Below are 25501 nucleotides of genomic sequence, written 5' to 3' on the forward strand. Positions count from 1 at the left end.
GGCATGGTGCGCACATGGTAAATGGCGCAGCCGCATGGTTAACGACACATGCCTTTAGTTAACAGCACATGCCATTATGATTGAGGGCAGATATCTGCCCCCAACAAAGAGTTACAATTCGAATGGGTCGCCGATCAGGCGCCGACTGCCATCCGTTGTTCGGCACCGCCACCGAGTTGATCGTCCTGCGGATCGCGCAGCACATAGCCCCGCCCCCAGACCGTTTCGATGTAGTTTTCACCGCCTGTTGCAGTGCTGAGTTTCTTTCTCAGCTTGCAGATGAAAACGTCGATGATTTTCAGTTCGGGCTCGTCCATCCCGCCATAAAGGTGGTTCAGGAACATTTCCTTGGTCAGGGTGGTCCCTTTCCGCAGGCTGAGCAATTCCAGCATCTGGTATTCTTTGCCGGTCAGGTGAACGGCCTTGCCGTCAACCTCAACGGTTTTTGCATCCAGATTAACCGAGATCTTGCCGGTCTTAATGATCGACTGGGAGTGACCTTTGGAGCGGCGAATGATCGCGTGGATCCGTGCCACCAGTTCCTCACGATGGAACGGCTTGGTCAGGTAATCATCAGCGCCGAAACCGAAGCCTTTGATTTTATTGTCTGTATCATCAGCACCAGACAGGATGAGAATGGGCGTCTCAATACGTGCCATGCGCAATTGGCGCAGCACTTCGTGCCCGTTCATGTCCGGCAGTCCCAGATCCAAAAGGATCAGATCGTAATCGTAAAGCTTCGCCAGATCGATGCCTTCCTCGCCCAGATCCGTCGTATAGACGTTCAGGTTGGCATGGGTCAGCATCAACTCAATGCTTTTTGCAGTTGTAGGATCATCCTCAACAAGAAGAATGCGCATGTTCGTTTTCTCCGCCTGTATCCTGTTTCCCTCAGGTCGCTGTTAACCTTGCTGGAAAATAGTTAATGCCCCGTTACCATGATCGTTAAAACTCAACATCAAATCAACCGTTCGGTGTTGTTTTAGCACAAAATGGCACTGGGTAGGCGGAGCAAAAGGTTAGTATTAAGCACTAAGGCTTACGAAATTTCTTCAATTGGGTGGTTTTCAACGCTTCTTCGCCGTGATCGGCAACCGCAGCAACCCAGCTGCGGAATTCTTCTTCACTGAGACCATAAAGACGCAGTGCTTCCCCTTGTGGCAGCAATCCATAAAGAACGCCCCTCACCACCGAGGCCTTGCGCGAGGCAACCCAGCGTTTTGTCGTTTTGGGCGGAAGGTCTGCACGGGTCATAACGGAGCCGTCCGGCAAGGTCACCGCCCGTGGTCCATCTACTTTTTTCAAGAACATTGCTTTATCCTTGTGAGGATCTGCGTAATTAGCTTCGTGAGCAGGTTTCCCCCATTGTCCTTAATGGCGCGTGAACCACACACTTGAGAGTCGTTAGGATTTTCCTATATTCTGCAACGCCTTTCCCTTGAACTAAGGAGTCGCCCTATGGCGCTGGATACCGATGGCCCGCTGAATTCGCTTGGCTTTGCCAAACCGCCCTCGGAAACGCGGGTGGTTGTTGCCATGTCCGGCGGCGTCGACAGCTCTGTTGTTGCTGCATATTTGGCCGATCAGGGCTATGACGTGGTGGGCGTCACGCTGCAGCTTTATGATCACGGGGCGGCGCTGGCGAAAAAGGGCGCCTGCTGCGCTGGGATCGACATCCACGATGCGCGGCGAGTCGCCGAAGAGCGCGGATTCCCGCACTATGTTCTCGACTATGAGAACATTTTTAAGGATGCGGTTATCGATGAGTTTGCCGACAGCTATCTGGCCGGGGCGACGCCAGTGCCCTGCATCCGCTGCAATGAACGGGTCAAATTCAAGGATCTTCTGGAGACCGCAAAGGATCTGGAGGCCGATTGCATGGCGACGGGTCACTATATCCAGCGCAAGATGGGCCCCAACGGCCCCGAGCTGCATTCGGCCGAGGATGCTAACCGGGATCAGAGCTATTTCCTTTTTTCAACAACGCCAGAACAGCTGGACTATCTGCGCTTTCCGCTAGGGCATCTGCCCTCCAAGGATGCCACCCGCGAGATTGCCTCCCGCTATGGGCTGGCGGTGGCCGACAAACCCGACAGTCAGGACATCTGTTTCGTACCCGATGGAAACTATGCCAGCGTGATCGAGAAACTGCGCCCCGGCGCGGCTGATCCGGGAGAGATCGTTCATGCGGATGGGCGCGTTCTGGGCCAGCACACCGGGGTGATTCACTACACCATCGGCCAGCGCCGCGGCCTTGGCATCGGTGGCCTCAGCGAGCCGCTCTATGTGGTGCGGCTTGATGTGGACAAGAAACAGGTGGTCGTCGGCCCCAAGGACATGCTGGCCACCCGAATCGTGCCTGTGCGGGAAATCAACTGGCTGGGCGACGAACCCTTTACCAGTCGGAAGGAATGGCATGTCGCGGTAAAGGTCCGCTCGACCCGCCCCCCGCGTGAGGCGATTATCCGTCCGCTGTCCGAAACCACGGCCGAGGTTGAGCTGTTGACGCCCGAAGAAGGCGTATCGCCCGGACAGGCCTGCGTTTTCTATGACACCGAAAGCAGCCGCATCTTTGGAGGCGGCTGGATCTGGCGCGGCTACTAAAGGCCCGCCAGAACCGCGCGGGCGGCGCGCAGGCCCGGCGCCTCCCCGCCCTCGCCCAGACGCTCCATGGTGAGCCCCATGGCGTCCTGCTGCGCCTCAGGGTTGGCACGGACATCTGCCAGCGCCCCGGCGATCCGCGACGGGGTGCAATCTGGCCCAAGGCATTCCGGCACAACGCGGGTTTCGCTCACCAGATTGACGAGTGTGACCGTATCAATCAGGGCCATGCGCTTCATGATCTGCCAGGTCAGCCATTGGAAGCGATAGGCGATCACCATGGGGGTGCGCGCGGCGGCTAGCTCCAGCGACACGGTGCCCGAAGCTGCAAGCGCCAGATCCGCCGCGGCAAAGGCCGCTCGTTTGCGCGCCTCGGCAACAGCCGGGTCAAGACCGGTCGGGTCGAGCAACACAGTGCCCTGTGGCCAATCCTTGGCGTGCTGGCGCACCAATTCAGCCACCGGACCGGCGGTCGGCACCACGATTCGGTATTCGGGATAAGCCGCCGCGAAATCTCCCAGCGCCGCGCCAAAGACGGGCGCCAAGCGCCCCACCTCTGACCGTCGTGATCCCGGCAAGGCCAATAGGATCGGCGCATCGCCAAGCTCACAGGTCTGACGCAACGCGGCGATCTCTTCTGCCGTCGCCTTTGGCTCTGCTACTACGGGATGGCCGACAAAATCGCAGTCCATCCCGGCGGCTTCCATATAAGGCGGCTCGAACGGCAGCAGCGCCAGCACGTGATCGATACAGGTGGCCATCTTCTGCGCCCGGCCCGGTCGCCAGGCCCAGACGGACGGCGCCACATAATGCACGGTACGGATGTCGCTGCCCTGTTTCACCAGCCGCGCCACGCGCAGCGAGAAATCCGGGCTGTCGATGGTGATCAGCACATCCGGCCGCATGGCGATCACCGCATCGGCGGTTTCACGGATACGCCGTTTCAGATGGCGGTACTTCGGCAGCACCTCTGCGAGGCCCATCACCGACAGTTCCTGCATCGGAAACCGGGATTGCAGCCCCTCTTGCGTCATCAGCGTTCCGCCGATTCCCTCGAAGGAGACACCGGGGGCCAGTGTTTTCAGCCCCTGCATCAAGGCCGCGCCCAACCTGTCTCCCGAAGGCTCCCCCGCGAGGATGAAAACCCGGAGGCTCATGCCGCGTCGCGCAGCCACAGGAACAGGCCCAGACGGTCACAGGTGGCAATCACCGCCTCCTGCTCCAGCACGATCACGCCTCCGGCCTCCAGCACGATACCAGAGAGACCGGCTGCTGCGGCCTTTTCCACCGTCGCAGGCCCGATGGTGGGCAGATCGGCGCGCCGATCCTGTCCTGTCTTCGGCGCCTTGACCATCACACCGCCCTGCCCGTCCGGGCGGCGGATCAAGGTATCAAGCATCCAGTCGGTGCCAAAAACCGTTTCCACCGCAACCGCCTGCCGCGACCGGACAGCACAGGACTGGCCGATGTCCGCGGCGCTCATCGCTGCGACAATCTCCGCCCCACGGGCCGCGTCCGCCTTGTCCAGTTCACCGGGCTGGATTCGGGTCGGAATGCCGGGCTGCATCAAAAGATCCGGTGCCACGTCATGCGTGGCCCGCACCGCAAAGCCTGCTGTTTCAAAAAGCTCCATGATCGCCCGCAACGCACCGTCGTCCCCGGCGCCGAGGGCGGCCTGAAGCACCGGCACCATCGGCAGGGTCTCGGCATCAATGGCCGCAGGATCGATCATCGGGCGCGTCACTGCACCAGCCAGACAGATCTCCTGCACACCGGCTTCTTTCAACCGCCCGAGGAAACTTCCCAGCTGTTCCAGCCGAAAGGTGATTTCCGGATCAACCGAATCCGGTTCGGAGCCAGCCATGGCGCAGACCAGCGGCCGTTCGGGCAGGCGATTGCAGATTTCCAGCGGCAGCGCTCCCTGCCCCGCGATCAGCGCGATCATGCGATCATCCTCCTGGCGTCAGAAACGACCGGTCGCTTGCGCCGGTGATAAAGGCGATGATTTCCTGCACGTAGACGCTGTCAGTCTCATCCCCGAGGCGCTTTGCCCGCTCCTGAAAGGTGCCCTCGCCCTGCGCCAGCATCTGAAAGCCCGCCCGCAAGGCAGTGATATCCGCCCGCGACACACCGCGGCGTTTGAGACCAACAAGGTTCAGCCCGTCCAGCTCTCCGCGCGGGGCCTGTACCAGCCCGTAGGGAATGACGTCGTTGGTGACCATGGTCACAGCACCGATGATCGCGCCGCGCCCGATGCGCACCCATTGGTGGATGCCCGAAAGGCCGCCGATGATCACATCGTCCTCGATCACGCAATGGCCTGCGACGGCGGCAGAATTGACCACGATCACCCGGTCTCCGATCTGCGCATCATGGGCAATGTGACAGCCCGCCATGAACAGCCCGTCATCGCCGATGCGGGTCACCCCGCCGCCACCTTCGGTGCCCGCATTGATGGTCACATGTTCACGGATCCGGTTGCGCGCGCCGATCACAGTCCGGCTTTTCTCTCCCTTGAACTTCAGGTCCTGCGGGATCTCACCGATCACAGCAAAGGAAAACACCGTCGTCTCTGCGCCGATCTCGGTTTCGCCGGTGATCACCACATGAGATTTCAGAACCACCCCTTCGCCAAGGGTAACATCCGCGCCGACAATGCAGAACGGGCCGATCTCGCAGCCCTCCCCGATCGTGGCGCCCGGCTCTATCACCGCAGAAGGATGGATCAGGCTCATCGCGATCAATCCTTCTGAATATCAACCATGGCCGAGAATTCGGCCTCGGCCGCTGTTTCCCCATCGACCGAGGCAACGCCCTTGAATTTGAAGATCTTGCCGCCCTTCTTGCCACGCAGGGTTTCGACATGCATGTCCAGAACGTCGCCAGGGATCACCTTGCGGCGGAATTTGCACTTGTCGATATTCATGAAGTAGATCAGCAGGTCGGTGTCGACCATATCCATGCCCACGCCCAGCATGACGCCGGCGGTTTGCGCCATCGCCTCGACGATGGTCACACCGGGCATGATCGGCGTGCCAGGAAAGTGGCCCTGGAAATGCGGCTCGTTCATGGTGACGTTCTTGATCCCATGCGCCGAGGCGTATCCGTCGATTTCGATCACTTTGTCGACCAGCAGGAACGGGTAGCGATGCGGCAGAATGCGCTGGATCAGGTGAATATCGGCACTTTTCAGATCGGCGGTCATGGCGGGTATCCCGTTTTTTTATATGTCCTGCGTCACTACCAAGCGGGAACGATCTGGGCAAGCGCGCCGCGCCCGTGAGGACCTGCCTCAGGGATCGGAGGACTGGTTGTCCAGATCCGAACCGTCGCCAAGAACGGCATCGATGCGTGTGATCGCAAGATCGGTCACATCCGCAGCCTCCGAGCTGAGGAAAACCGAAGAGTTATCCAGAATGGCACCAGCGCCGCTATCGCGCATGATCCCCTGCAGGATCGGCAGGGAGGCTACAAAGAACTCCCGGCGGGCCGTTTCGCCCATCTGAGTGATCTCGCGCAGTTTCTGATCCTGCGTGCGGCGGGTCTCCTGGACTTTTTTGTCAAAGGCATCGGCAAGCGCGCGAAAGGCCTCTGGCTCCATCGCCGGTCGCCGCTGCGTCAGGTCTTGCTCTTCGGCGCGCAGTTCCGCTTCGATGCGGCGGTTCTCGGCTGTCAGAACTGCCCCTTCGGCCTCCAGTTCACGCGTGACGCGCTGACCAAAGGCACTTTCGGAGAAGAGCCGGTCTGGCTGAATGGTCAGGATACCGCTTTGCGGCGCGCCGATCTGCATCTCCTGGCCGAGAGACAAGCCATAAGGTGAACCAACACCCACATCTGCGGCCTGCGCCAGCCCCCTTTCGGCGGGCAGACCCAGCATCAGCGCAGCACCCATAAGCAGCGCGGTCACACGTGGCCTGCCACGCAACAGACTAAGAGGCGCCAACCAACCGGTCGGCGCCCACTTTGCGGTACAAGTTGATCTTGCGCGCATCACCGGGTCAGAACCGGGCCTGCAAGGTCAGATCGAAGCTTTGCTCCTTGTCAAAATCTTCTTTCTTGACAGCATTGGAGAAGTTGAACCGCAGCGGGCCAAAGGCCGTCGTCCAGAGGACGGAAAAGCCTACCACGTGCCGGAAAGACCCATTGCGGCCCACAACGAAACCACCGCTGGCTGGTGTGTCCACGTCTTGCAGGCCCCAGAGGTTGCCCACATCATAGAACAGACCACCACGCAGCCCCAGTTCTTCGGGCAGGCCTAGCGGGAATTCGGCATCGAAACGTGCCACGGCATAGACGTTACCGCCAAGGAAGTCGTCATAGCTACCGCCATCGGCACGTGGCGCGGTATCACGCGGACCGATGCCGCCGGGCTCAAACCCGCGCATAACGCTGGGGGTCAGAACAAATCGGTCGATCGACCGACTGTTGTCGTTGCCCATCCAATGCAGCGATCCAGTTTCCAGGGTCGCCCGCAGCGTGACTTCCTCGTTGAGGATCTTGCGCTGCGCGACCAGTTTGGCCGTGGTCCTGAGGTATTCGCTATCCCCGCCAAGTCCCGCATAATCAGCGCCCACCTGCACGGTGAAACCACCATTCGGGTCAAGTCCGGTCAGACGGCTGTCATAGGTATATGTGAACCCAAGAGAACTGGATGTCTTGCTGCCCTGATTGATCTCGCTGGTCACCACAGGTCCAGCCACAGGGTAGGTCCCTCCGACAAAGCTAACGTCATCGCGGCGGATCATCTCGCTGTCGGCCCAAGTATAGCGCACTTCCAGCGAGGTATCTTCGGTCAGGTTGAACGTCAGCGCCGGACGGAAGAACGCGCGGGAGGTGTCGTATTCCGCGTAGCTGGAATCCGTTTCGGACACGCCAAGGTCCAGATCGAACTTCAGATCACGCCCCAGCAGGTGCGGCTCGGTAAAGCCAATACCAATTTTTTCCGACTCCTGCGCGGTCGCAATCGAGAACGACAGGCGCTGGCCGCGACCGAGGAGGTTGTTCTCGGTCAGGCCGACATTCACCCCGAAACCGTCGTTGACGGAATAAGCGCCACCCAGGCTCACCGAGCCCGTCGGTTGCTCTTCGACATTCACATCCACAACCACCTGGCTTTCGGAACTGCCTTCGCGGACATCCACATCCGATGTGGCAAAGAAGCCAAGCGCGCGGATTCTCTCGGCGGCATCTCGGATTTCACGCGGATTAAAGGGGTCGCCTTCGACCGAGCGGAACTTCTGGCGGATCACCCGGTCCAGCGTTGTCGTGTTGCCTTCGATATCGATGCGTTCGACGAAGACACGCGGCCCGCGCACCATCGCGAATTCAACATCCAGCGTCAGATCGCGGTCGTTGCGGGTCACCCGCGGCTCAACGCGCAGGAAATCAATCCCCTGACGCGTTGCCAGCGTTTCCAGCATCTCGATGGAACGTTCAACAATCAGCGGCGAATAGGTCACGCCCGGTTTGACTTTCAACGCAGAGCGGTAGAGGTCAGCATCGGCCTCAGCGATTTCGCTGGTCACCGAGATATTGCCGAACTCGAACTGCTGGCCTTCGGTGACATCGACGACCAGATAGACGGCGTCACGCTCCCGAGTGACTTCGGCGTTGGTGCTGTTGACCCGGAAATCCACATAGCCGCGCGACAGGTAGAAATCGCGCAACACCTGCCGGTCAAACTGCAGGCGGTCCTCGATCAGAGTGTCCTTGTTGATGAAGGTCCGCAAGAGACCAGCCTGCTTGGTTTCCAGAACCCGGCGCAGACGCCGATCCGAATAGACCTTGTTGCCGACAAACGAAACGCGCTCGACTTCGATGGTGTCGCCTTCGGCAATCTCGAACACCAGATCGACACGATTGTCGCTACGGCGGATGATGCGCGGCGTCACCCGCGAGGCCAAACGTCCCTGCGCCCCATAGGCGGCAGCAATGGTCTCGGCGTCCCGTTCGGCCTGCGCGGCGCGCAACACGCGGCGTGGCGCGGATTCGATCAGCTCGGCCAGCTTGTCATCCTTGATCCGCCGGTTACCTTCGAAATTGATCTGGTTGATCGTCGGGAACTCGGTGACCTTGATGATCAGAGAGTTGCCGCTTGGCACCAGCTCAACGGTTTCAAAAACACCGCTGTCAAGAATACGCTGATACGCGTCATTCAACTGGCCAGCGCTGACCGGTTTTCCCCGTTCCAGCGCCGCATAGGACACGATCGTATCCGATTGGATGCGCTGATTGCCCTCCACCCGGACCGAATTGAACTGGTAGCTTTGCGCCGATGCGAAACTGGGCGTCAGGACAAATCCCAAGGCAACAGCCAATACGGCGCTCGATACGCTTCTATACAGTATATTGGTGCGTTTTGTGCGCACACCGCAGGATGTACCCACGACCTTCCCCCGAACCATCAGTCATAATCCGATTTTTTAAGCAGCTTTTAACTGTGCGTACCGGGTTTACTGACCGTTGTCAAAACTAAGAAATCACTCCGGGGCATGAAGATGCGCACAGACTGAGCACGGGTGACCGACGCGTTGCGCAGCGCAAACGCCGCATCCCCATGGTTTCAAAGGGATCCGAACCAAGCACCTGCAGTCAGAGCGAGAAAAATCGTCACGACAGACAGTGCGCGATCCCAATTCAGGCGCATCAAAAGACCAAGACCATTATCCGTACTCATCAGAGCGTGCATGGTGACTTCCTTTCCCCAGTCGATGCCGCGCGCAAGGCTGCGCTGCGGGCGTAGCAGATTGAGAAAGGGTTAATGCCCGAATATGGCGACAGTTGGGCACCTGCCCCTTCCAGGAGGCGGGCGCCACAACAAGTGTGTTAAATTTTAGCAGAAAAGATCGTTGCCGAGTGCAAAGACCATCAACGACAGAATCATCGCAATGCCAAGGGTCATCAGGATGCGCATGACACCATCACTGGGCGGACGCCCTGTGACCGCCTCATAGGCGTAGAACACCAGATGCCCCCCATCCAGCGCTGGCACCGGGAAGAGGTTCAACAGGCCAACAGCCGTCGACAGAACCGCGATGAAACGGATGAAGCTGACCGCGCCCTGGCTTGCCATTGCGCTGGAGGTTTCCGCGATCCCGATGGGCCCTGATAGATTGCAGGTGCTGATGGCGCCGGTAATCATATGCGTCAGGCCCGAAATCGACATGTCGATCACCGACCAAACCTGCGACGCCCCTGCTACCAGGGATTCGCCGACGCCGCCCACTTCGGTTGCGGGCTCAAAGGCCTGACCGCCGACCACACCAATCCGCCAACGGGTCGCGAAACTTCCGTCGGACTGCGGCTCATCCGTGCGACGCGGTGCCAGCGCAAGCTCCAACTCCTGCCCTTGCCGCCAGACATCCAACAGCAGTACGCGGCCATCGGCCTGTTCGACGGTCTGCTTAAGCTGATCGAAGGCAAAAATCGGTTCTCCATCGACGCCGGTGATGACATCACCGGCCTGAAGCCCGGCATCCGATGCAGCGCTGCGCGGCGCAACGGCCCGCACATGCGGCGGCGATAGGAACGGGCCTTGAACCGAGACCAGCTGACCATCCCGGCGCACCTGATACTCCATCGGCTGCACCATCGGCAGTTGGTCGCGGAATTCCCCCCAGGACATGGCTCCGGCCTCGTCCGGAATGGCAACGCCCTCGATTGCGACCAATTCGTCGCCTTCGAGCAGCTGGTTTTCGATACCGGGCAGCGGCACCAAGGTGCCGATAGCCAGCGGATCGCGCAGGGTTCCCTGCGTCATCGCCAGAACCGAGAAAATGATCACTGACATCACAAAATTGAACACCGGTCCGGCAGCAACCGTAGCGCTGCGCGCCCAAAGCGGGGCACCATGCATGGTCTGGCGTAGGCGCGTCGGATCATTGGCCGCCGCCTTCATCGCGGCGCTGTCCTTGCCCGAAGCCGCGTCTGCATCGCCAAGGAATTTCACATATCCCCCAAAGGGCAACAGCGCGATCTGCCAGCGGGTGCCGCGCTTATCGACGCGGCTGAACAACACAGGACCAAAGCCCAGCGAAAAAACCTCCGCATGGATTCCAGAACACCGGCCGACGATGTAGTGGCCGTATTCATGCACCGCGACGATCACCGAAAGCGCGACAACAAAACTGGCGATAGTGTAGAGAAAGCCGCCAAACTGCGGGAGTAGGGTCACGATATCCAAGTTCTTACCTTATCTGCGTTCCGCTGCGGCGCGCTCTGCCTCTTGTCGAGCGAGATGGTCAATCTCAGTGACGTTATCAAGGGTCATTGCGGAATCAATAAGGCCGCTTTGTGCCTCCATCCGCTCCAGAACCGCGGCCGTTACCTCGGCCATTTCGGTGAACCCGATCTGTCCCGCGATGAACAGATCCAGCGCCTTTTCCTTGGCTGCGTTGAAGACGGCGCCCATCAGACCGCCGCGCTGCATTACATCAAAGGCTTGCTGTAGCGCCGGGTACCGCGCCGTATCCGGAGCCGTGAAATTCAGCTGACCGATTTCCGCCAGATCGAGCCGCGCAACCGGCAGATCCTTTCGCTCGGGCCAGTGCAGCGCGTATCCAATGGCATGGCGCATATCTGGTGCGCCCAGATGCGCCATCAGCGCACCATCGCGAAAGCCAACCAGCGCATGCACCATCGATTCGGGATGCACCAGAACCTCAATCTGTTCTGGCGCGACACCAAAGAATTCTTTGGTTTCAATAACCTCTAACGCCTTATTGAACATTGATGCGCTGTCGATGGTGATGCACTGCCCCATGTCCCAGTTTGGATGAGAGGACGCCTCGGCTAGGGTTGCCTTTTGCAGATCTTCCAGCGGCCAGTCGCGGAACGCGCCACCGGATGCGGTGATGATGATCCGCTCAACTGCTGAAATCTCTTCACCGACCAGCCCCTGAAACACCGCCGAATGTTCGCTGTCCACCGGCAAGAGCCGGGCGCCATGTCGCAGCGCGGTCTGCATCAGAAGGCCACCGGCACAGACCAGCGATTCCTTATTGGCCAGCGCCAGCGTGGTGCCCTGCTCCAGCGCCTTGAGACCCGGCGCAAGACCGGCGGCGCCAACGATGGCCGACATGATCCAGTCCGCCGGACGGGTTGCCGCCTCGATCAGGGCAGCCTCTCCCGCTGCGGCCTCCACGCCACTGCCCTCCAGCGCGGCGCGCAGATCCGGCAGGCGCTCCTCATAGGCCGTTACCGCAATATCAGCCTTGAGCGCGATGGCATCCGCCGCAAGCCGGGCAATATTGGCACCGCCCGTCAGTGCCACTACGTCATAGGCGCGCAGATCGCGCCGGATCAGGTCAATGGTGTTCTGCCCGATCGAGCCGGTGGCGCCGAAGATAGAAATTTTACGCATGGTCATGCCCTACAAGGCTATCCCAGAAATGTCACGAAGATCAGGAAGGCCGCCGCCGCCCCGAGCATCCCGTCGAACCGGTCAAAAAGACCACCGTGACCGGGAATAAGCGCGCTGGAATCCTTGACGCCGGTCTTCCGCTTCAGAGCGCTTTCCGCGATGTCGCCCGCTTGGCTAGCCATCGACATGACAACCGACAGGACAATCGCGCCCATGCCCAGCCCCGAGGCTTCGCTGAAAAAGGCCCCGACAATCGCCGCAGCGATCCAGCCAGCCGAAGATCCGGACCAGGTTTTCTTGGGGCTGACACGCGGCCAAAGCTTTGGCCCGCCGATCATCTTACCGGCAAAATAGCCTGCTACATCGGTGGCGACGACAACGCCGATCAGCCACAACAGCCAAGGGGCCCCCATTTCATTGCGCAGCCATACAAAGGTAAAGCCGGCGCAAACGATCCAGAGACCAAACAAGCCAAAACGCAGGCGGGCAGCAACGGGCAGTTGAAACATACCGCCAAGAATAGGCGAAACCAGCAAGGGCATACCCCAGACCGGCGGCAGCAGGGTCGCGCCCAGCACCGCAATGGCTGACATTGCCCCCAGTTGCAGCGCCTGTCCGGTCTTTTCGGGCGTCAGCATCCGGACAAGTTCCCAGATCATGCCACCGCAAGCGGCAGCGATGAGCAGCGCAAACCAGATGCCACCCAGCCAGATTTCCACGGCGCCTACGACAAGCATGACGACCGCGGACAGCAAGCGCGGCATCAGGTCGGACCAGCGTCCCGCGCTCATGTCTTCACCGCGCCAAAACGTCTGTCACGGGCGCCATAGCCCCGGCACAGGCGCCCCAGTTCTTCGGCGGTGAAATCCGGCCAGAGCGTGTCGATGAACTCATACTCCGCATAGGCAGACTGCCACAGCAGGAAGTTGGAAATCCGCGCTTCGCCGCTGGTGCGGATCACCAGATCGGGATCCGGCAGCACATGGGTATCGAGGTATTTCGGCAGGGTTTCCTCGTCCACATCGTCAGGAGATAGTTTTCCAGCCGCAACATCCTGCGCCAGCCGTTTCGTGGCGCGGGCCACCTCGTCCCGCCCACCATAGTTCAGGGCAATTGTGAGATTGGTGCCGTCATTACCTTTGGTTTCCTCTTCCAACTGATCCATCAACTGCATCAGCTTGGCATCAAGCCGCACCCGGTCGCCGATGAAGCGCACCCGCACATTGCGCGCGGCCAGCGCCTTCATCTCCTTGGAGATATAGCGGCGGAACAGGCTCATGAGGCCCGCGACCTCGACCTGCGTCCGTTTCCAGTTCTCGGTCGAAAAGGCAAATATGGTCAGATACTTGATGCCCAGGGACGGACAGCATTCGACGATTTCCCGCACCCGTTTGGCGCCTGCGTGGTGCCCGAACAGACGCGGGCGGCCACGGGACTGTGCCCACCGGCCGTTGCCATCCATGATGATGGCAACATGGCGCGGGCCCTGCCCCGTGCCGTCTTCGGACGCGCCCTCGGAAGGCGCCGTGTCGGTATTGCTGACCATATCCGGGCGTCAGACCTGCATGATTTCGGCTTGCTTGTTTTCCAGCGCCTCGTCCACGGCCTTGATCATCGCGTCGGTCAGATCCTGAACTTCGCTTTCCCAGAACTTCTGGTCGTCCTCGGACATCCCATCAGCCTTGGCCTTCTTGATCTGATCCATGCCATCGCGGCGTACGTTGCGCACCGACACACGGGCGTGTTCAGCGTATTGGCCGGCAACCTTCGTCAGCTCGCGGCGGCGTTCTTCGTTCAGCTCCGGAATCGGCAGCATGATGATGGTGCCGTTCAGCTGCGGGTTGATACCAAGGCCGGATTCCCGGATCGCCTTTTCCACTTTACCAACAAGGGATTTATCCCAAACGTTGATCGTCACCATGCGCGGCTCCGGCACGTTGACGGTGCCGACCTGGTTGATCGGTGTCATCGAGCCATAGGCATCTACCATCACCGGATCCAGCATCGAAGCCGAGCCACGGCCGGTTCGTAGCGAGGCAAACTCGGTGCGCAGGTTGGCCATAGCGCCATCCATGCGACGTTTCAGATCGTCGGTATCCAGTTCAAAATCATCAGACATTCTGCTCTCTCCCCTGACTTGAGGCGGTCTTTACACCGCTCATAAGCGATTGATGCAAGATTGTATAGCAATCTCGGCCCGCTGACGGCCAGTCTGCCCGATGGCCGCAGCTAGCCACAGCGTTAATACCGGCTCGCAACCACTTGCATAAACGAAAAGACGCGCCTCCTGCCGGGACACGCGTCTTTTGCCATTTTCAAACCAACTGCGGTTCAGCCCTGAACCTTGGTGTAGGTGCCTTCGCCAGCCAGAATACCGCGGAACCCGCCTGGCTCATCCAGCGAAAAGACAATGATCGGCAGGCTGTTGTCGCGCGCCAGAGCAATCGCCGAGGCATCCATCACGCCCAGGCGTTTGGCCAGCACATCGTCATAGCTGACGGTGTCATAGCGCTTGGCGTCGTCGAACTTCACCGGATCCTTGTCATAGACGCCATCGACCTTGGTGCCTTTGAAGATCGCCTCGCAGGCCATTTCATTGGCACGCAGCGTCGCCGCAGTGTCGGTGGTGAAATAGGGGTTACCGGTGCCGGCCGCGAAGATGCAGACCCGCTTCTTCTCAAGGTGGCGCACGGCGCGGCGGCGGATATAGGGCTCGCAGACCTGATCCATCGGAATGGCGCTGATCACCCGGGTGAAGACGCCAAGCGATTCCAGAGCGGCCTGCATGCCAAGGGCGTTCATCACGGTCGCCAGCATCCCCATATAGTCAGCTGTGGTGCGTTCCATGCCCTGCGCAGCGCCGGACAGGCCCCGGAAGATATTGCCGCCGCCGATAACCATGCAGATCTCGACGCCCATGTCGTGTACTGACTTCACCTCTTTGGCGATCCGCTCCACGGTCGGCGGATGCAGGCCAAAGCCCTGATCCCCCATCAACGCCTCCCCAGAGATTTTCAGCATGACACGTTTATAGGCAACGGCCGAAGTGGCGGCCGGTGTTTCGATTTCTTGGGGCATGTTGCGCTCCGGAATATGACGGGGTTAATTTGCGCCGCAAAATGAAGCAAATCACCGGCAGGATCAATGCAGGCCAGGCGCCTTTTCTTCCCCGGAGCATAACAAATCCGCCCTCGGTGAGGACAGGCTGACATGACAGAACTTCGCATCGATCCGGATAGGCCCGTTCTGATCGCTGGCCCGACGGCCTCAGGGAAATCCGCGCTCGCGCTGGAAATTGCGGAAAAACAAGGCGGTGTGGTAGTCAATGCCGATGCCAGCCAGGTGTTCGACTGTTGGCGGATCGTTACCGCCCGCCCTTCTGTCGAGGAAGAGGCCCGCGCGCCGCACCGGCTTTATGGGCATGTGACCTATGATGCGCCCTATTCCGCCGGTCACTGGCTGCGGGAGGTGGTGCCGCTGCTGTCAGGAACGCAGCGGCCGATCATCGTCGGCGGAACCGGCCTTTATTTCAACGCCTTGACCGAAGGTATGGCTGAAATCCCGCCCACACCTGCAGAAGTCCGGGCCGAGGGCGATTCGATGTCGCTCGAAGACTTGCTGTCGGCGCTTGACCCCCAGACCGCGGCCCGCATCGATGTGCAGAACCGTGCCCGCGTGCAGCGCGCCTGGGAGGTGCTGACCGCAACGGGACGGGCGCTGGCCGATTGGCAGGATGACACCCCGCCGCCGCCCCTGCCGCTTGACGCCTGCTGTGCGTTGGTGCTGGAAAGCAGTAAGGACTGGCTGGAGGCACGCATCCGCAAACGGTTCCGCGCCATGCTGGATCAGGGCGCCATGGATGAAGTCGAGGCCATGCGAGATCGGTTCGATCCCAACCTGCCCTCCTGCAAGGCGATCGGCGCGCCGGAACTCATGGCCTATGCCACTGGCAGAATGACGCTGGAGGAAGCGGAGGAAAGCGCCGCGATTGCCACCCGCCGGTTCGCCAAACGGCAGCGCACCTGGTTCCGTGCCCGCATGGAGAAATGGCGGAAAATCTCCCCCGAGATCGGCTATCAGCTCAGCTAAACGGCAGGTGCAGGTAAGAGGCACAAATTTATCAATTTTTAACCTTCTTCGGCAGGAACTTGCCAGAATCACATTTTCATGCGCTGTTACATCGATAAAGTTTAAGTAAATCTATGTAACATCTCATGCCATTCGACCCGAAACCAGCCGAAGATCTTCACGTTTCGCCGCTTTCGCGTCTCTACCCGGACGGTCCTTGGCAAACAGAACTCGCGCATGATCGCGCCGAGCATGTGCTGATCTGGATCACACGCGGACAGGGTCGTTTTCTGATGGATGGGCACCGGCGCGGGTTTGGCGCGCATACGGCGCTGTTCTTTCCGGCCGGCAATCTGTGGTCAGTGGAATTCGGACGCCAATGCCTGGGTCAGGCCCTGATCGTGCCTGCCACCGCGCCCGTGTCGATGCCGCCCGAGCCGCTACACCTGAAGTTCAACGACCCGGTCGAGCAAGCGCGTCTCAACAGCCTGCTTGAGGCGGTGTCGGTCGAACAATCCACTCATCCTGCCTTGTGGCGCCGGGCCATGCAGTCCTACACCGATCTGATCAGCATCCAGCTGCGTCGTCAGCCCCCCTCCGGCCCCCTGCCCCCGGTGAAACCAAACGCCGCGCGGCGCCTGTCACAGGCCTATTGCAAGCGGGTGGTAACCTATTTCGACGAACACGCCAGCATGGCGGATCACGCCGCTGCGCTGAACGTGACGCCGACCCACCTGACCCGTGTCTGCAAGGCGGAAACCGGTAAGACTGCCGCCACGCTGCTGACAGAGCGGCAGCTTCACGCGGCCCGCAGCCTGCTGATTTCAAGCGATCTGGCCATGCGCGACATCGCCGCCCAACTGGGGTTCGGCAGCGCCGCCTATTTCACTCGCTTCATCACCCAGCACACCGGTGAGACACCAAGCGCCCTGCGCAAGAAGGCGCGCAAAGCCGCTATTCCCCAGTAACGTTCCAGCCTCTGCCCGCGACCTGCCGTCGTGAGTCGGCCCAGGCCCCCGTTTGCACCTCAACCCTGCGGAGAACTGGGCACTTCTGCCCAGTCCTGTGGCGCGACCCGCGGCGAATATACGAAAACGACGCAAAAAAGGTCGCTTTTCTGCCGTATTCCGCCGAATCTGTGCATTGACCTAAGCCGCCTTATGAGGCCGAATAGGTGCGTGAGACGGCGAAATTCAAAAATAGCACCTTTCCGGACCGCAATCCGGACATACCATCGCCACCTCGAGGCAGGACCAAGCGTCCTGTTGGTGCAAACAGGGAGATCCGTATGAACAACGATACCACCACCGGCGCGCCGATCCACTGGGCCGCCCAGATGCATGCCGAGGAAGTCAAAAACGGCAAACTGAGCCGCCGTGAATTCCTGGCCCGCTCCACCGCACTGGGCGTCAGCGCCGCAGCCGCCTATGGGCTGATCGGTCTGGAGACCCCGGTGCAGGCCGCTGCACATGCCCAGAAGGGTGGCACCCTGCGTATGCAGATGGAGGTCCGTGCGCTCAAGGATCCGCGCACTTTTGACTGGACCCAGATCGCGACCTTTACCGCCGGCTGGCTGGAATATCTGGTCGAATACAACAGCGACGGCTCTTTCGGCCCGATGCTGCTGGAAAGCTGGAGCGCCAATGCCGATGCGACCGAATACACCCTGAACGTCCGCAAGGGCGTCAAATGGAACAACGGCGACGATTTCACCGCCGAGGACGTGGCTCGCAACATCGCCGGCTGGTGTGACAAGAGCGTCGAAGGCAACTCGATGGCAGGCCGCATGGCATCGCTGATCGACGAAGCCACTGGCAAGGCCGCAGATGGCGCCATCACCGTGGTGGACAGCCACACCGTGATGCTGAAGACCAACACGCCGGACATTACCATCATCCCCGGCATGGCGGACTATCCCGCAGCCATCACCCATGCCAGCCATGACGCCGCAACCATGCTGGAGAACCCGATCGGTACCGGTTACATGCTGCCCGAGAGCATGGAAGTCGGCGTCAAGGGTGTGCTGGTGCGCAACGAGGACCACGAGTGGTGGGGCTACGCCGCTGGTAAGGGCGGCCATCTGGACCGCATCGAGTTCATCGACTACGGCACCGATCCGGCCGCCTTCCTGGCCGCCTTCGAGGCCGAAGAAATCGACATGAACTGGGAGTCGGTCGGTGAATATGTCGACATCTTCGACAGCATCGGCCTGACCCGATCGGAAATCCCCTCCGGCTTTACCATCGTCATCCGCCCGAACCAGCTGGCCGAAGTCGATGGCATGAAGCCCTATGCTGACAAGCGCGTGCGCCAGGCCCTGGCCATGGCAGTCGACAACAACGTCTGCCTTGAACTGGGCATGTCCGGCTACGGCATCCCGGCAGACAACTGCCACGTCGGCCCGATGCACCCGGAGCACGACCCCAGCGTCACCCGTATCCCCTATGACCCCGCCAAGGCCAAGGCCCTGATGGACGAAGCAGGCATGGGCGATTACGAACACGAGCTGCTGTCGATCGACGATGACTGGCGCCGCAACACCACCGATGCGGTGGCAGCCCAGCTGCGCGATGCAGGCATCAACGTGAAGCGGACAATCCTGCCCGGTTCCACCTTCTGGAACGACTGGGTGAAATATCCCTTCTCCTCGACCAACTGGAACCACCGCCCGCTAGGCACTCAGGTTCTGGCACTGGCCTATCGCTCGGGCGAGGCCTGGAACGAAAGCGGCTTTGCAAATGCCGAGTTCGACGCGCTGCTGGCCGAGGCCAACTCGATCGCAGATGCCGACAAGCGCCGCGAAGTGATGGGCAAACTGCAAGCCATCATGATCGACGAAGGCGTCACCATCCAGCCTTACTGGCGCACCGCCATGCGTCACCACCGGGATACCCTGGTCGGTGTCGACAAGCACATTGCGGACCTGCCCCAGCTTTACAAGTGGGCTCTAAAAGCCTGACCTGGACCTGCACGGGCCGCGCATCGCGCGGCCCGTTTCCGCTGGACCCGTAGCACAGCCAAAAGACAGGGCGCATCCGCGCCTAGCAAAAGCGCATCGGCATTGAACCGGGCGCGTAGCCACCAATGGGGGCATCCATGGGACTGTTTATCCTCAGACGCGTCGGGGTCATGATCCTGACGGCGCTTTGTCTGACCTTTGTCGTGTTCTTCATGACAAACCTCTATCCGAACCTTGAAAAACTCGCCAAAACGCAAGGCAACTTCCGCATGTCGGACGAAGCTGTGGCCAGCTGGCTGGAAAAGGGCGGTTACCTGCAATCCACGCCAAAGAAATACATGGAATGGATCGGCCTCGCGCCGTCTTACCAGCACACGGCTGAGGATGGCACCATCACCGGTCGCTGCATCACGCCGGGCATGGATCCCGCCGAGGCGCCGCGGTTCTGCGGCATCCTGCAGGGCTATTGGGGCTATTCCACGGTGTTCAAGGATGAGGTCAGTTCCATCATCGCCACCCGCCTGTCGCTGACAGGCACGCTGATGTTCTGGGTCATGCTGGTCATGGTGCCTTCGGCGCTGATCCTTGGCGTTCTGGCGGGGATGAAGGAGGGCTCTGCCACCGACCGGACGCTGTCGACCTTTGCCATCACCACCACGGCGACACCCGAATATGTCTCGGGCGTCCTGTTCATCGCTATTTTCTCGTCCTCTGCCGTGGGCCTTAAATGGTTCAAGGGCACCGCGACCAGCGCGATGGAAAGCCCGAACATCGAAAATTTCCTGCTGCCGGTTCTGACCATCGCCCTTTATGGCATGGGCTATATCGCCCGCATGACCCGCGCCTCGATGACCGAGGTGATGACGGCGCAATATATCCGCACCGCACGGCTCAAAGGGGTGAGCTTTCCCAAGATCGTCATGAAACATGCCCTGCGCAACGCGCTGATCGCGCCCTTCACCGTGATCATGCTGCAGTTCCCCTGGCTCCTGAACGGCGTGGTGATCGTTGAGACCCTGTTCAACTACAAGGGCTTTGGCTGGACGCTGGTACAAGCCGCTGGCAACAACGATATCGAACTGCTGCTGGGCGTCTCGGTCGTCTCGGTTCTCGTGGTGTTGATCACGCAGCTGATCTCGGACATCGGCTACGTCTACCTCAACCCACGCATTCGCATTTCCTGAAGACGGAGAAAGACTATGGAACCACTCAGCTGGACCGGATCAATCGCCTTTCTCAACCCGCTTCTGTTTGCGGCTTTGGGACTACTGGCAATCTCGATCCTTCTTTGGATCATCATAGGCGCGGTCACCCCCGAGGAACGCGCCATTACCAACGCAGGCGGTACGCTCAGCCTGTCGGCCGCGCCGCAGGGCCTTGCCGCGCTGGCCGTGCGCTTCACCTTCCTGGCCTCGGCCGTCATCCTTCTGGCCTATCTGCTGCTTGGCCTCGTAATGGGCACCGGCGCGGGCATCATCGGCGCCCTGTCGCAGCAGATGCTGCCGGTCTGGATCGCCCTTGTGGTGCTTTATGCCGTTTCCATCACCTTCAAGCGGCGTCTTGGCCTTTATGGCAAGCTGTTTGACAGCCCCATCGGCATGATCGGCTTTGGCCTTGTCATGTTCTGGGTCTTCACAGGTTTTTTCGCGGCCTTTGACATGCTGGCAACCCATGATGCTCTGTCGCAGGCCTCGGGCATGAAGAACAAGGTGCCCGGAACGCCCCTGCGCGGCGCCGAAGAGGGCGAGTTCCAATGGTATCTCCTTGGCGGTGACAACCTGGCGCGGGATGTCTTCAGCCGAATGGTCAAAGGCTCCTGGGAGGTGGTGAAAATTGCCCCGCTCGCGACGACCTTTGCCTTCATGGTGGGGATCACCCTGGGTCTGCCTGCCGGATACTATGGCGGCAAGCTGGACACATTCCTGTCCTTCCTCGCCAACCTGATCCTGGCCTTCCCGGTGATCCTGCTGTTCTACCTGATGGTGACGCCCGAGATCGTGGAGACCGGCCTGCCGCAGTATATGGCGGTGGTGCTCTTTGCCTTCCCGATGGTGTTCTTCGGGGTGCTGCTGAACGCCCGCTACCGGACGCAGCCCAAGAAAAACTTCATCATCCTAGCTGTCGTTCTGGCGCCGCTGTTCATCCTTTACATGTCGCTGATCAATGCCAAGGGATCCAAGATCGATTTCTGGCCGGTGGATCTGTTCGACATTCCGGGCGGTATCCTTGTGGTCTTTGTCTCGGTGGTCTTCGTGAACTCACCCACCGTGTTCCGCATCGTGCGGGGCCTTACGATGGACATCAAGACCCGCGATTACGTGGCCGCCGCGCAGACCCGGGGTGAGCGTCCCTGGTACATCATGCTGTGGGAGGTTCTGCCGAACGCCCGCGGGCCGCTGATCGTCGATTTTTGCCTGCGCATTGGTTACACGACCATCCTTCTCGGGACTCTGGGTTTCTTCGGCCTTGGCCTGCCGCCCGAAAGCCCGGACTGGGGATCGACCATCAACGAAGGGCGCAAGCTCTTGTCGATCTACCTGCACCCGGCCCTGCCCCCCGCCATCGCTCTGCTGAGTTTGGTGCTGGGTCTGAACCTGCTGGCCGATGGTCTGCGCGAAGAAAGCCTGAGGGATTGATGACATGAGCAAGCTTGAGCAAACCGATGGCCCGATCCTGGAAATCGACCGCCTGTCGATCTCCTTCTTCACGCGGCTGCGCGAAATCCCGGCGGTGATGGATTTTTCCGTCTCCGTGATGCCCGGCGAGGCGGTTGGCCTTGTGGGCGAATCCGGCTGCGGCAAATCCACCGTCGCCCTTGGGGTGATGCAGGACCTTGGCAAGAACGGCCGCATCGTGGGCGGCTCGATCAAGTTCAAGGGCCGCGACCTGGGAGAGATGAGCGTCGAGGAGCTGCGTGACATTCGCGGCAACGAGATCGCGATGATCTATCAAGAGCCGATGGCCAGCCTTAACCCGGCGATGAAAATCGGCAAGCAGCTGATGGAAGTGCCGATGATCCACGAGGGCGTCAGCGAAGAGGAAGCCTATAAACGCGCCCTCGAAGTTGTCACCGACGTGCGCCTGCCCGACCCGGAGCGGATGCTGAACAGCTATCCGCACCAGCTGTCGGGCGGCCAGCAGCAGCGGATCGTCATCGCCATGGCGCTGATGTCGAAACCGGCACTGCTGATCCTGGATGAGCCCACCACCGCGCTTGACGTGACGGTGGAGGCAGCCGTGGTCGAACTGGTCAAGGATTTGGGCAAGAAATACGGCACCTCGATGCTGTTCATCTCGCACAACCTCGGCCTTGTTCTGGAAACCTGCGACCGGCTTTGTGTGATGTACTCCGGCGAAGCGGTCGAGCGCGGCAGTATCGAAGACGTCTTTGACGAGATGCAGCATCCCTATACGCAGGCGCTGTTCCGCTCGATCCCGCTGCCGGGCGCCGACAAGAACGCGCGCCCGCTGGTGGCGATTCCGGGCAACTTCCCACTGCCGCACGAACGCCCGCCGGGCTGCAACTTCGGTCCGCGCTGCGATTATTTCGAAGCGGGCCGCTGCGATGCGGGCGACATTGCCATGGCCGATGTGCCCGGCAATGACCGCCACGCCACGCGGTGCCTGAAGTTCCAGGAAATCGACTGGAACGCGCCGATCACCGTAGCCGACAAGAAGGAAAAGACCGCCCCGGGTGAGGTTGTCCTCAAGATCGACAAGCTCAAGAAATATTACGAGGTGGCCGCGAATGCCCTGTTCGGTGGTGGCGCCAAGAAAGTGGTGAAGGCCAATGAAACGCTGAGCTTCGAGGCCCGCGAATCCGAAACGCTGGCCATCGTCGGTGAATCGGGGTGTGGCAAATCCACTTTTGCCAAGGTGCTGATGGGGCTCGAAACCGCCACCGACGGGGATATCCTGATGGATGGCCAGAACATCGAACAGACCCCGATCGAAGAACGCAACACCAAGACGATTTCGGACGTGCAGATGGTGTTCCAGAACCCCTTTGATACGCTGAACCCGTCGATGACCGTCGGACGGCAGATCACCCGGGCGCTGGAAATCTTTGGCATCGGTGACAACGACGCGGAGCGCAAGCAGAGGATGCTGGAGCTGCTGGATCTGGTGAAACTGCCACGCGCCTTTGCCGACCGCATGCCGCGGCAACTGTCCGGCGGGCAAAAGCAGCGCGTCGGCATCGCCCGCGCCTTTGCTGGCGGTGCACGCATCGTTGTGGCGGATGAACCCGTCTCGGCACTGGATGTGTCGGTGCAGGCGGCGGTGACCGATCTTCTGATGGAGATTCAGCGCAACGAGAAGACGACGCTGCTGTTCATCAGCCACGACCTGTCCATCGTGCGCTATCTCAGCGACCGGGTGATGGTGATGTATCTCGGCCATGTGGTGGAGCTGGGGACGACCGATCAGGTCTTCTCGCCGCCCTATCACCCCTATACGGAGGCCCTGCTGAGCGCGGTTCCCATCGCCGATACATCGGTGGAAAAGGAGCATATCGTTCTCGAAGGCGACATCCCGTCAGCGATGAACCCGCCATCAGGCTGTCCGTTCCAGACTCGCTGCCGCTGGAAGAGCGAAGTTCCCGGCGGTCTCTGTGAACGCGAGGTCCCCCCGGTGCGCGACATGCAGGGCGGACATCAGATCAAATGCCACCTCAGCGATGAGATCCTTGAACGGATGAACCCGGTCATCAAGATCGCGGCCGAGTAGCCACTCTGATCACACCCAAAGCGGCGCCCGCGTTCATCACGCGGGTGCCCTTTCTATTCCAGATACTCTTCGTAGCGCTGATCGGTCAGCGTTTTCAGAAACGCAACCAGGGCGTCAATGCGCCGGTCATCCAGCGCAGGCCCGTGGGTGAGCTCGGTGGTCGACAGGGTGCCTGCAACCGGCGGCGGCCCCCAGGGTTTTCCGGTTTCGGGATTGATCTGCGCGGCGTCCGATTTGCTGTTGTAGCGATTGTAAAAGGCAATCACCGTGCGCAGCTCCTGAAACACCCCGTTGTGCATATAGGGGCCGGTCACCGCCACGTTTCGCAGTCCCGGCGTCTTGAACTTGCCCCGTTCTGCCGGATCGGTGACAGCCGGGTTGGCAAGCAGCCCGTCGTCAATGGTACCGGCGGCAACGCCGTTCTCGGCCCGCCCCAGAACATTCTCAGGCACGCCGATATTGTGGTAGCTGTAGTTCGTAAAGGTTTCCTGCGGATCCATCGCGCTGCGCTTCAGCTGGTGGCACTGGTTGCAATTGGTGAACTGCTCCGAGAAGAACAGGATACGGCCCAATTCTTCTTCCTTGCTAAGCTGCACCTCACCGCGCAGGAAACGGTCGTATTTACTGTCGAACGGCGCAAAGATGGCGGTTTTTTCATAGGCCGCCAGCGCCTCGGTCATCGCCGCATATCCGGCCTCCGGATCCTTCAGGACATCGGCGCCGAAGTTCTGCTGAAAGGCTGTGACATAGCCCGGCTCCTCCTTCAGGCGCGCAACGAGCTGCGCCTTGTCACTGAGCCCCATCTCAATCGGGTTCAGCGGCGGCCCCGCGGCCTGCTCTGCCAGATCCCGGGCGCGCCCGTCCCAGAACATCCCACCGGCCCAGCTTCCGTCTTCCTTCTGGTGAAATGGCGGCGTAAAGGCCGCGTAAGCCGCGCTTGGCGCGTTGCGGTCGCCCAGCGAATGCCCGTCATCCCCCAGCGAAAACGCCCCATCGGCGAAACGCCGCGGATCGGTAAAGCCGTATTCCGCGTCGTGGCAACTGGCACAGGACTGCGTGCGGTTCTGCGACAGCATCGGATCGTGAAACAGAGCCTCTCCCAAGGTCTCAACCGGCGTCAGCTCTGCATCCTCGGCCAATGCAGAATGCGGCGATGCCGCGACGACCAGCAAGGTAAGGCAACGGGCAGCGGCGCCCATGCGCCAGATAGGAGAAATCGTCATCATCAGGGCCTTTGGATCCGGGGCAGTCCCCACGCGAAGTACCCGACAGCTATAGCCCCGACCTTGATCAAACGCAATTCCCGACAATAAAACTAGGAAAAGGCCCACCCCGATCATGGGGCGGGCCGATACTGGTTAACTCAGCAACAGAACAACGATCATCAGAAGGTTCATTGAGGCGAACTGCATCAAGCGCGGGAAACGTTTGCTTTTCCACGCCGCGAACAAGGCCAGCGTGACCGACAGGGTCAGACCAGCCAGCGACAGGGTACCAAACACGAGACCGACCGCACCGCTGCCCGGCCCCCAGGGCGACTGTTCGAAGGACATGCCGATCAGGCCAAAGCCAATCAGTATTCCCACGATGGCCCCGGCAAGGGTAACACCGACACTGCGGGCGCTGGCACGCTGCCGCGCGCCAAGGACGCTGTCGACGATCTCGCGGCTGGGACCCGCCGACGGGGTCCAGTGCATACGGTCAAGGCGATCATCAAAACTGTAGGCTGTCACGGCAAATCCTCCTGAAACTGCTCGCATTTTTCAGGGGGAATTCGGGCAGCT

At 60.5% G+C, this 25501-nt stretch carries 23 protein-coding genes; 7 read left to right on the top strand and 16 right to left on the bottom strand.

The window, feature by feature from the left end; genetic code table 11:
* Positions 1–134: 134 nt before the first annotated feature.
* Positions 135–860 (bottom strand): response regulator transcription factor CtrA, encoded by a 726-nt coding sequence (gene ctrA, locus SM763_RS01025; RefSeq protein WP_065273438.1) that lies wholly within the window; start codon positions 858–860, stop codon positions 135–137.
* 172 nt (positions 861–1032) lie between these two features.
* The gene (gene sciP / locus SM763_RS01030; protein WP_065273437.1) at positions 1033–1311 is read right to left on the bottom strand and encodes a CtrA inhibitor SciP; all 279 of its coding nucleotides are present in this window, start codon (positions 1309–1311) and stop codon (positions 1033–1035) included.
* A gap of 147 nt (positions 1312–1458) precedes the next feature.
* Here sciP and mnmA point away from each other — a divergent pair, with 147 nt between their 5' ends.
* Positions 1459–2604 (top strand): tRNA 2-thiouridine(34) synthase MnmA, encoded by a 1146-nt coding sequence (gene mnmA, locus SM763_RS01035; protein ID WP_368997094.1) that lies wholly within the window; start codon positions 1459–1461, stop codon positions 2602–2604.
* Here mnmA and lpxB read toward each other — a convergent pair.
* From lpxB to pyrH, 12 genes are all read right to left on the bottom strand, one after another.
* Complete coding sequence (gene lpxB, locus SM763_RS01040) at positions 2601–3758, bottom strand: lipid-A-disaccharide synthase (RefSeq protein ID WP_368997096.1); 1158 nt, start codon at positions 3756–3758, stop codon at positions 2601–2603. The two genes, mnmA and lpxB, sit on opposite strands and share 4 nt — an antisense overlap.
* Positions 3755–4546: an LpxI family protein gene (locus SM763_RS01045; protein WP_368997098.1), complete on the bottom strand. Its 792-nt coding sequence runs from the start codon at positions 4544–4546 to the stop codon at positions 3755–3757. The genes lpxB and SM763_RS01045 overlap by 4 nt, the downstream gene beginning before the upstream one ends.
* Before the next feature lie 4 nt (positions 4547–4550).
* Complete coding sequence (gene lpxA, locus SM763_RS01050) at positions 4551–5336, bottom strand: acyl-ACP--UDP-N-acetylglucosamine O-acyltransferase (RefSeq protein WP_368997100.1); 786 nt, start codon at positions 5334–5336, stop codon at positions 4551–4553.
* A gap of 5 nt (positions 5337–5341) precedes the next feature.
* Complete coding sequence (gene fabZ / locus SM763_RS01055; RefSeq protein WP_368997102.1) at positions 5342–5806, bottom strand: 3-hydroxyacyl-ACP dehydratase FabZ; 465 nt, start codon at positions 5804–5806, stop codon at positions 5342–5344.
* Positions 5807–5893: 87 nt separating this feature from the next.
* Positions 5894–6493, bottom strand: coding sequence for an OmpH/Skp family outer membrane protein (locus SM763_RS01060; protein WP_490363259.1), 600 nt, complete (start codon positions 6491–6493; stop codon positions 5894–5896).
* A gap of 106 nt (positions 6494–6599) precedes the next feature.
* Positions 6600–9005 carry an outer membrane protein assembly factor BamA gene (bamA, locus tag SM763_RS01065; RefSeq protein WP_368997104.1) on the bottom strand — a complete coding sequence of 802 codons (2406 nt, stop codon included), beginning with the start codon at positions 9003–9005 and terminating at the stop codon, positions 6600–6602.
* 428 nt (positions 9006–9433) lie between these two features.
* Positions 9434–10783 (bottom strand): RIP metalloprotease RseP, encoded by a 1350-nt coding sequence (rseP, locus tag SM763_RS01070; RefSeq protein ID WP_368997106.1) that lies wholly within the window; start codon positions 10781–10783, stop codon positions 9434–9436.
* A gap of 9 nt (positions 10784–10792) precedes the next feature.
* Positions 10793–11962, bottom strand: a complete 1170-nt coding sequence (gene dxr / locus SM763_RS01075; protein WP_368997108.1) for a 1-deoxy-D-xylulose-5-phosphate reductoisomerase — start codon at positions 11960–11962, stop codon at positions 10793–10795.
* Positions 11963–11979: 17 nt separating this feature from the next.
* The gene (locus SM763_RS01080; RefSeq protein WP_274836954.1) at positions 11980–12753 is read right to left on the bottom strand and encodes a phosphatidate cytidylyltransferase; all 774 of its coding nucleotides are present in this window, start codon (positions 12751–12753) and stop codon (positions 11980–11982) included.
* Positions 12750–13508: an undecaprenyl pyrophosphate synthase gene (gene uppS, locus SM763_RS01085; protein WP_368997110.1), complete on the bottom strand. Its 759-nt coding sequence runs from the start codon at positions 13506–13508 to the stop codon at positions 12750–12752. The genes SM763_RS01080 and uppS overlap by 4 nt, the downstream gene beginning before the upstream one ends.
* 9 nt (positions 13509–13517) lie before the next feature.
* On the bottom strand, positions 13518–14081 hold the full coding sequence (gene frr, locus SM763_RS01090) for a ribosome recycling factor (RefSeq protein WP_065273426.1): 564 nt from the start codon (positions 14079–14081) through the stop codon (positions 13518–13520).
* Positions 14082–14293: 212 nt separating this feature from the next.
* Entirely contained in the window at positions 14294–15040 is a 747-nt protein-coding gene (gene pyrH / locus SM763_RS01095) for a UMP kinase (protein WP_065273425.1), read from the bottom strand.
* 132 nt (positions 15041–15172) lie between these two features.
* Between pyrH and miaA the strand changes: the two genes are divergently transcribed.
* The 6 genes from miaA (at position 15173) to SM763_RS01125 (ending at position 23717) form a co-directional block, all read left to right on the top strand.
* Positions 15173–16051, top strand: a complete 879-nt coding sequence (gene miaA / locus SM763_RS01100) for a tRNA (adenosine(37)-N6)-dimethylallyltransferase MiaA (protein ID WP_368997112.1) — start codon at positions 15173–15175, stop codon at positions 16049–16051.
* Positions 16052–16176: 125 nt separating this feature from the next.
* Entirely contained in the window at positions 16177–16998 is an 822-nt protein-coding gene (locus SM763_RS01105) for a helix-turn-helix transcriptional regulator (protein WP_274827999.1), read from the top strand.
* 320 nt (positions 16999–17318) lie between these two features.
* Complete coding sequence (locus SM763_RS01110) at positions 17319–18989, top strand: ABC transporter substrate-binding protein (RefSeq protein WP_274833938.1); 1671 nt, start codon at positions 17319–17321, stop codon at positions 18987–18989.
* Positions 18990–19126: 137 nt separating this feature from the next.
* Positions 19127–20173 (top strand): ABC transporter permease, encoded by a 1047-nt coding sequence (locus tag SM763_RS01115; RefSeq protein ID WP_274832137.1) that lies wholly within the window; start codon positions 19127–19129, stop codon positions 20171–20173.
* A gap of 15 nt (positions 20174–20188) precedes the next feature.
* Positions 20189–21625, top strand: a complete 1437-nt coding sequence (locus tag SM763_RS01120) for an ABC transporter permease (protein ID WP_368997115.1) — start codon at positions 20189–20191, stop codon at positions 21623–21625.
* Between the two features lie 4 nt (positions 21626–21629).
* Positions 21630–23717, top strand: coding sequence for a dipeptide ABC transporter ATP-binding protein (locus SM763_RS01125; RefSeq protein ID WP_065273419.1), 2088 nt, complete (start codon positions 21630–21632; stop codon positions 23715–23717).
* Between the two features lie 53 nt (positions 23718–23770).
* Here SM763_RS01125 and SM763_RS01130 read toward each other — a convergent pair whose 3' ends face one another.
* Positions 23771–24943, bottom strand: a complete 1173-nt coding sequence (locus SM763_RS01130) for a cytochrome-c peroxidase (RefSeq protein WP_490363253.1) — start codon at positions 24941–24943, stop codon at positions 23771–23773.
* 132 nt (positions 24944–25075) lie between these two features.
* Positions 25076–25450, bottom strand: a complete 375-nt coding sequence (locus SM763_RS01135; RefSeq protein ID WP_274833929.1) for a hypothetical protein — start codon at positions 25448–25450, stop codon at positions 25076–25078.
* Positions 25451–25501 lie beyond the last annotated feature (51 nt).

The sequence above is a fragment of the Pseudophaeobacter sp. C1-32P7 genome (genome assembly GCF_041008775.1).
In the GTDB taxonomy this organism is placed as follows: Bacteria; Pseudomonadota; Alphaproteobacteria; order Rhodobacterales; family Rhodobacteraceae; genus Phycobacter; species Phycobacter gallaeciensis_A.

Bases quoted from the DNA above. Each gene is read 5' to 3' on its own strand.
- ctrA (WP_065273438.1), bottom strand. From the start codon at position 860: ATGCGCATTCTTCTTGTTGAGGATGATCCTACAACTGCAAAAAGCATT.
- sciP (WP_065273437.1), bottom strand. From the start codon at position 1,311: ATGTTCTTGAAAAAAGTAGATGGACCACGGGCGGTGACCTTGCCGGAC.
- mnmA (WP_368997094.1), top strand. From the start codon at position 1,459: ATGGCGCTGGATACCGATGGCCCGCTGAATTCGCTTGGCTTTGCCAAA.
- lpxB (WP_368997096.1), bottom strand. From the start codon at position 3,758: ATGAGCCTCCGGGTTTTCATCCTCGCGGGGGAGCCTTCGGGAGACAGG.
- SM763_RS01045 (WP_368997098.1), bottom strand. From the start codon at position 4,546: ATGATCGCGCTGATCGCGGGGCAGGGAGCGCTGCCGCTGGAAATCTGC.
- lpxA (WP_368997100.1), bottom strand. From the start codon at position 5,336: ATGAGCCTGATCCATCCTTCTGCGGTGATAGAGCCGGGCGCCACGATC.
- fabZ (WP_368997102.1), bottom strand. From the start codon at position 5,806: ATGACCGCCGATCTGAAAAGTGCCGATATTCACCTGATCCAGCGCATT.
- SM763_RS01060 (WP_490363259.1), bottom strand. From the start codon at position 6,493: ATGGGTGCTGCGCTGATGCTGGGTCTGCCCGCCGAAAGGGGGCTGGCG.
- bamA (WP_368997104.1), bottom strand. From the start codon at position 9,005: ATGGTTCGGGGGAAGGTCGTGGGTACATCCTGCGGTGTGCGCACAAAA.
- dxr (WP_368997108.1), bottom strand. From the start codon at position 11,962: ATGCGTAAAATTTCTATCTTCGGCGCCACCGGCTCGATCGGGCAGAAC.
- SM763_RS01080 (WP_274836954.1), bottom strand. From the start codon at position 12,753: ATGAGCGCGGGACGCTGGTCCGACCTGATGCCGCGCTTGCTGTCCGCG.
- uppS (WP_368997110.1), bottom strand. From the start codon at position 13,508: ATGGTCAGCAATACCGACACGGCGCCTTCCGAGGGCGCGTCCGAAGAC.
- frr (WP_065273426.1), bottom strand. From the start codon at position 14,081: ATGTCTGATGATTTTGAACTGGATACCGACGATCTGAAACGTCGCATG.
- pyrH (WP_065273425.1), bottom strand. From the start codon at position 15,040: ATGCCCCAAGAAATCGAAACACCGGCCGCCACTTCGGCCGTTGCCTAT.
- miaA (WP_368997112.1), top strand. From the start codon at position 15,173: ATGACAGAACTTCGCATCGATCCGGATAGGCCCGTTCTGATCGCTGGC.
- SM763_RS01105 (WP_274827999.1), top strand. From the start codon at position 16,177: ATGCCATTCGACCCGAAACCAGCCGAAGATCTTCACGTTTCGCCGCTT.
- SM763_RS01110 (WP_274833938.1), top strand. From the start codon at position 17,319: ATGAACAACGATACCACCACCGGCGCGCCGATCCACTGGGCCGCCCAG.
- SM763_RS01115 (WP_274832137.1), top strand. From the start codon at position 19,127: ATGGGACTGTTTATCCTCAGACGCGTCGGGGTCATGATCCTGACGGCG.
- SM763_RS01120 (WP_368997115.1), top strand. From the start codon at position 20,189: ATGGAACCACTCAGCTGGACCGGATCAATCGCCTTTCTCAACCCGCTT.
- SM763_RS01125 (WP_065273419.1), top strand. From the start codon at position 21,630: ATGAGCAAGCTTGAGCAAACCGATGGCCCGATCCTGGAAATCGACCGC.
- SM763_RS01130 (WP_490363253.1), bottom strand. From the start codon at position 24,943: ATGATGACGATTTCTCCTATCTGGCGCATGGGCGCCGCTGCCCGTTGC.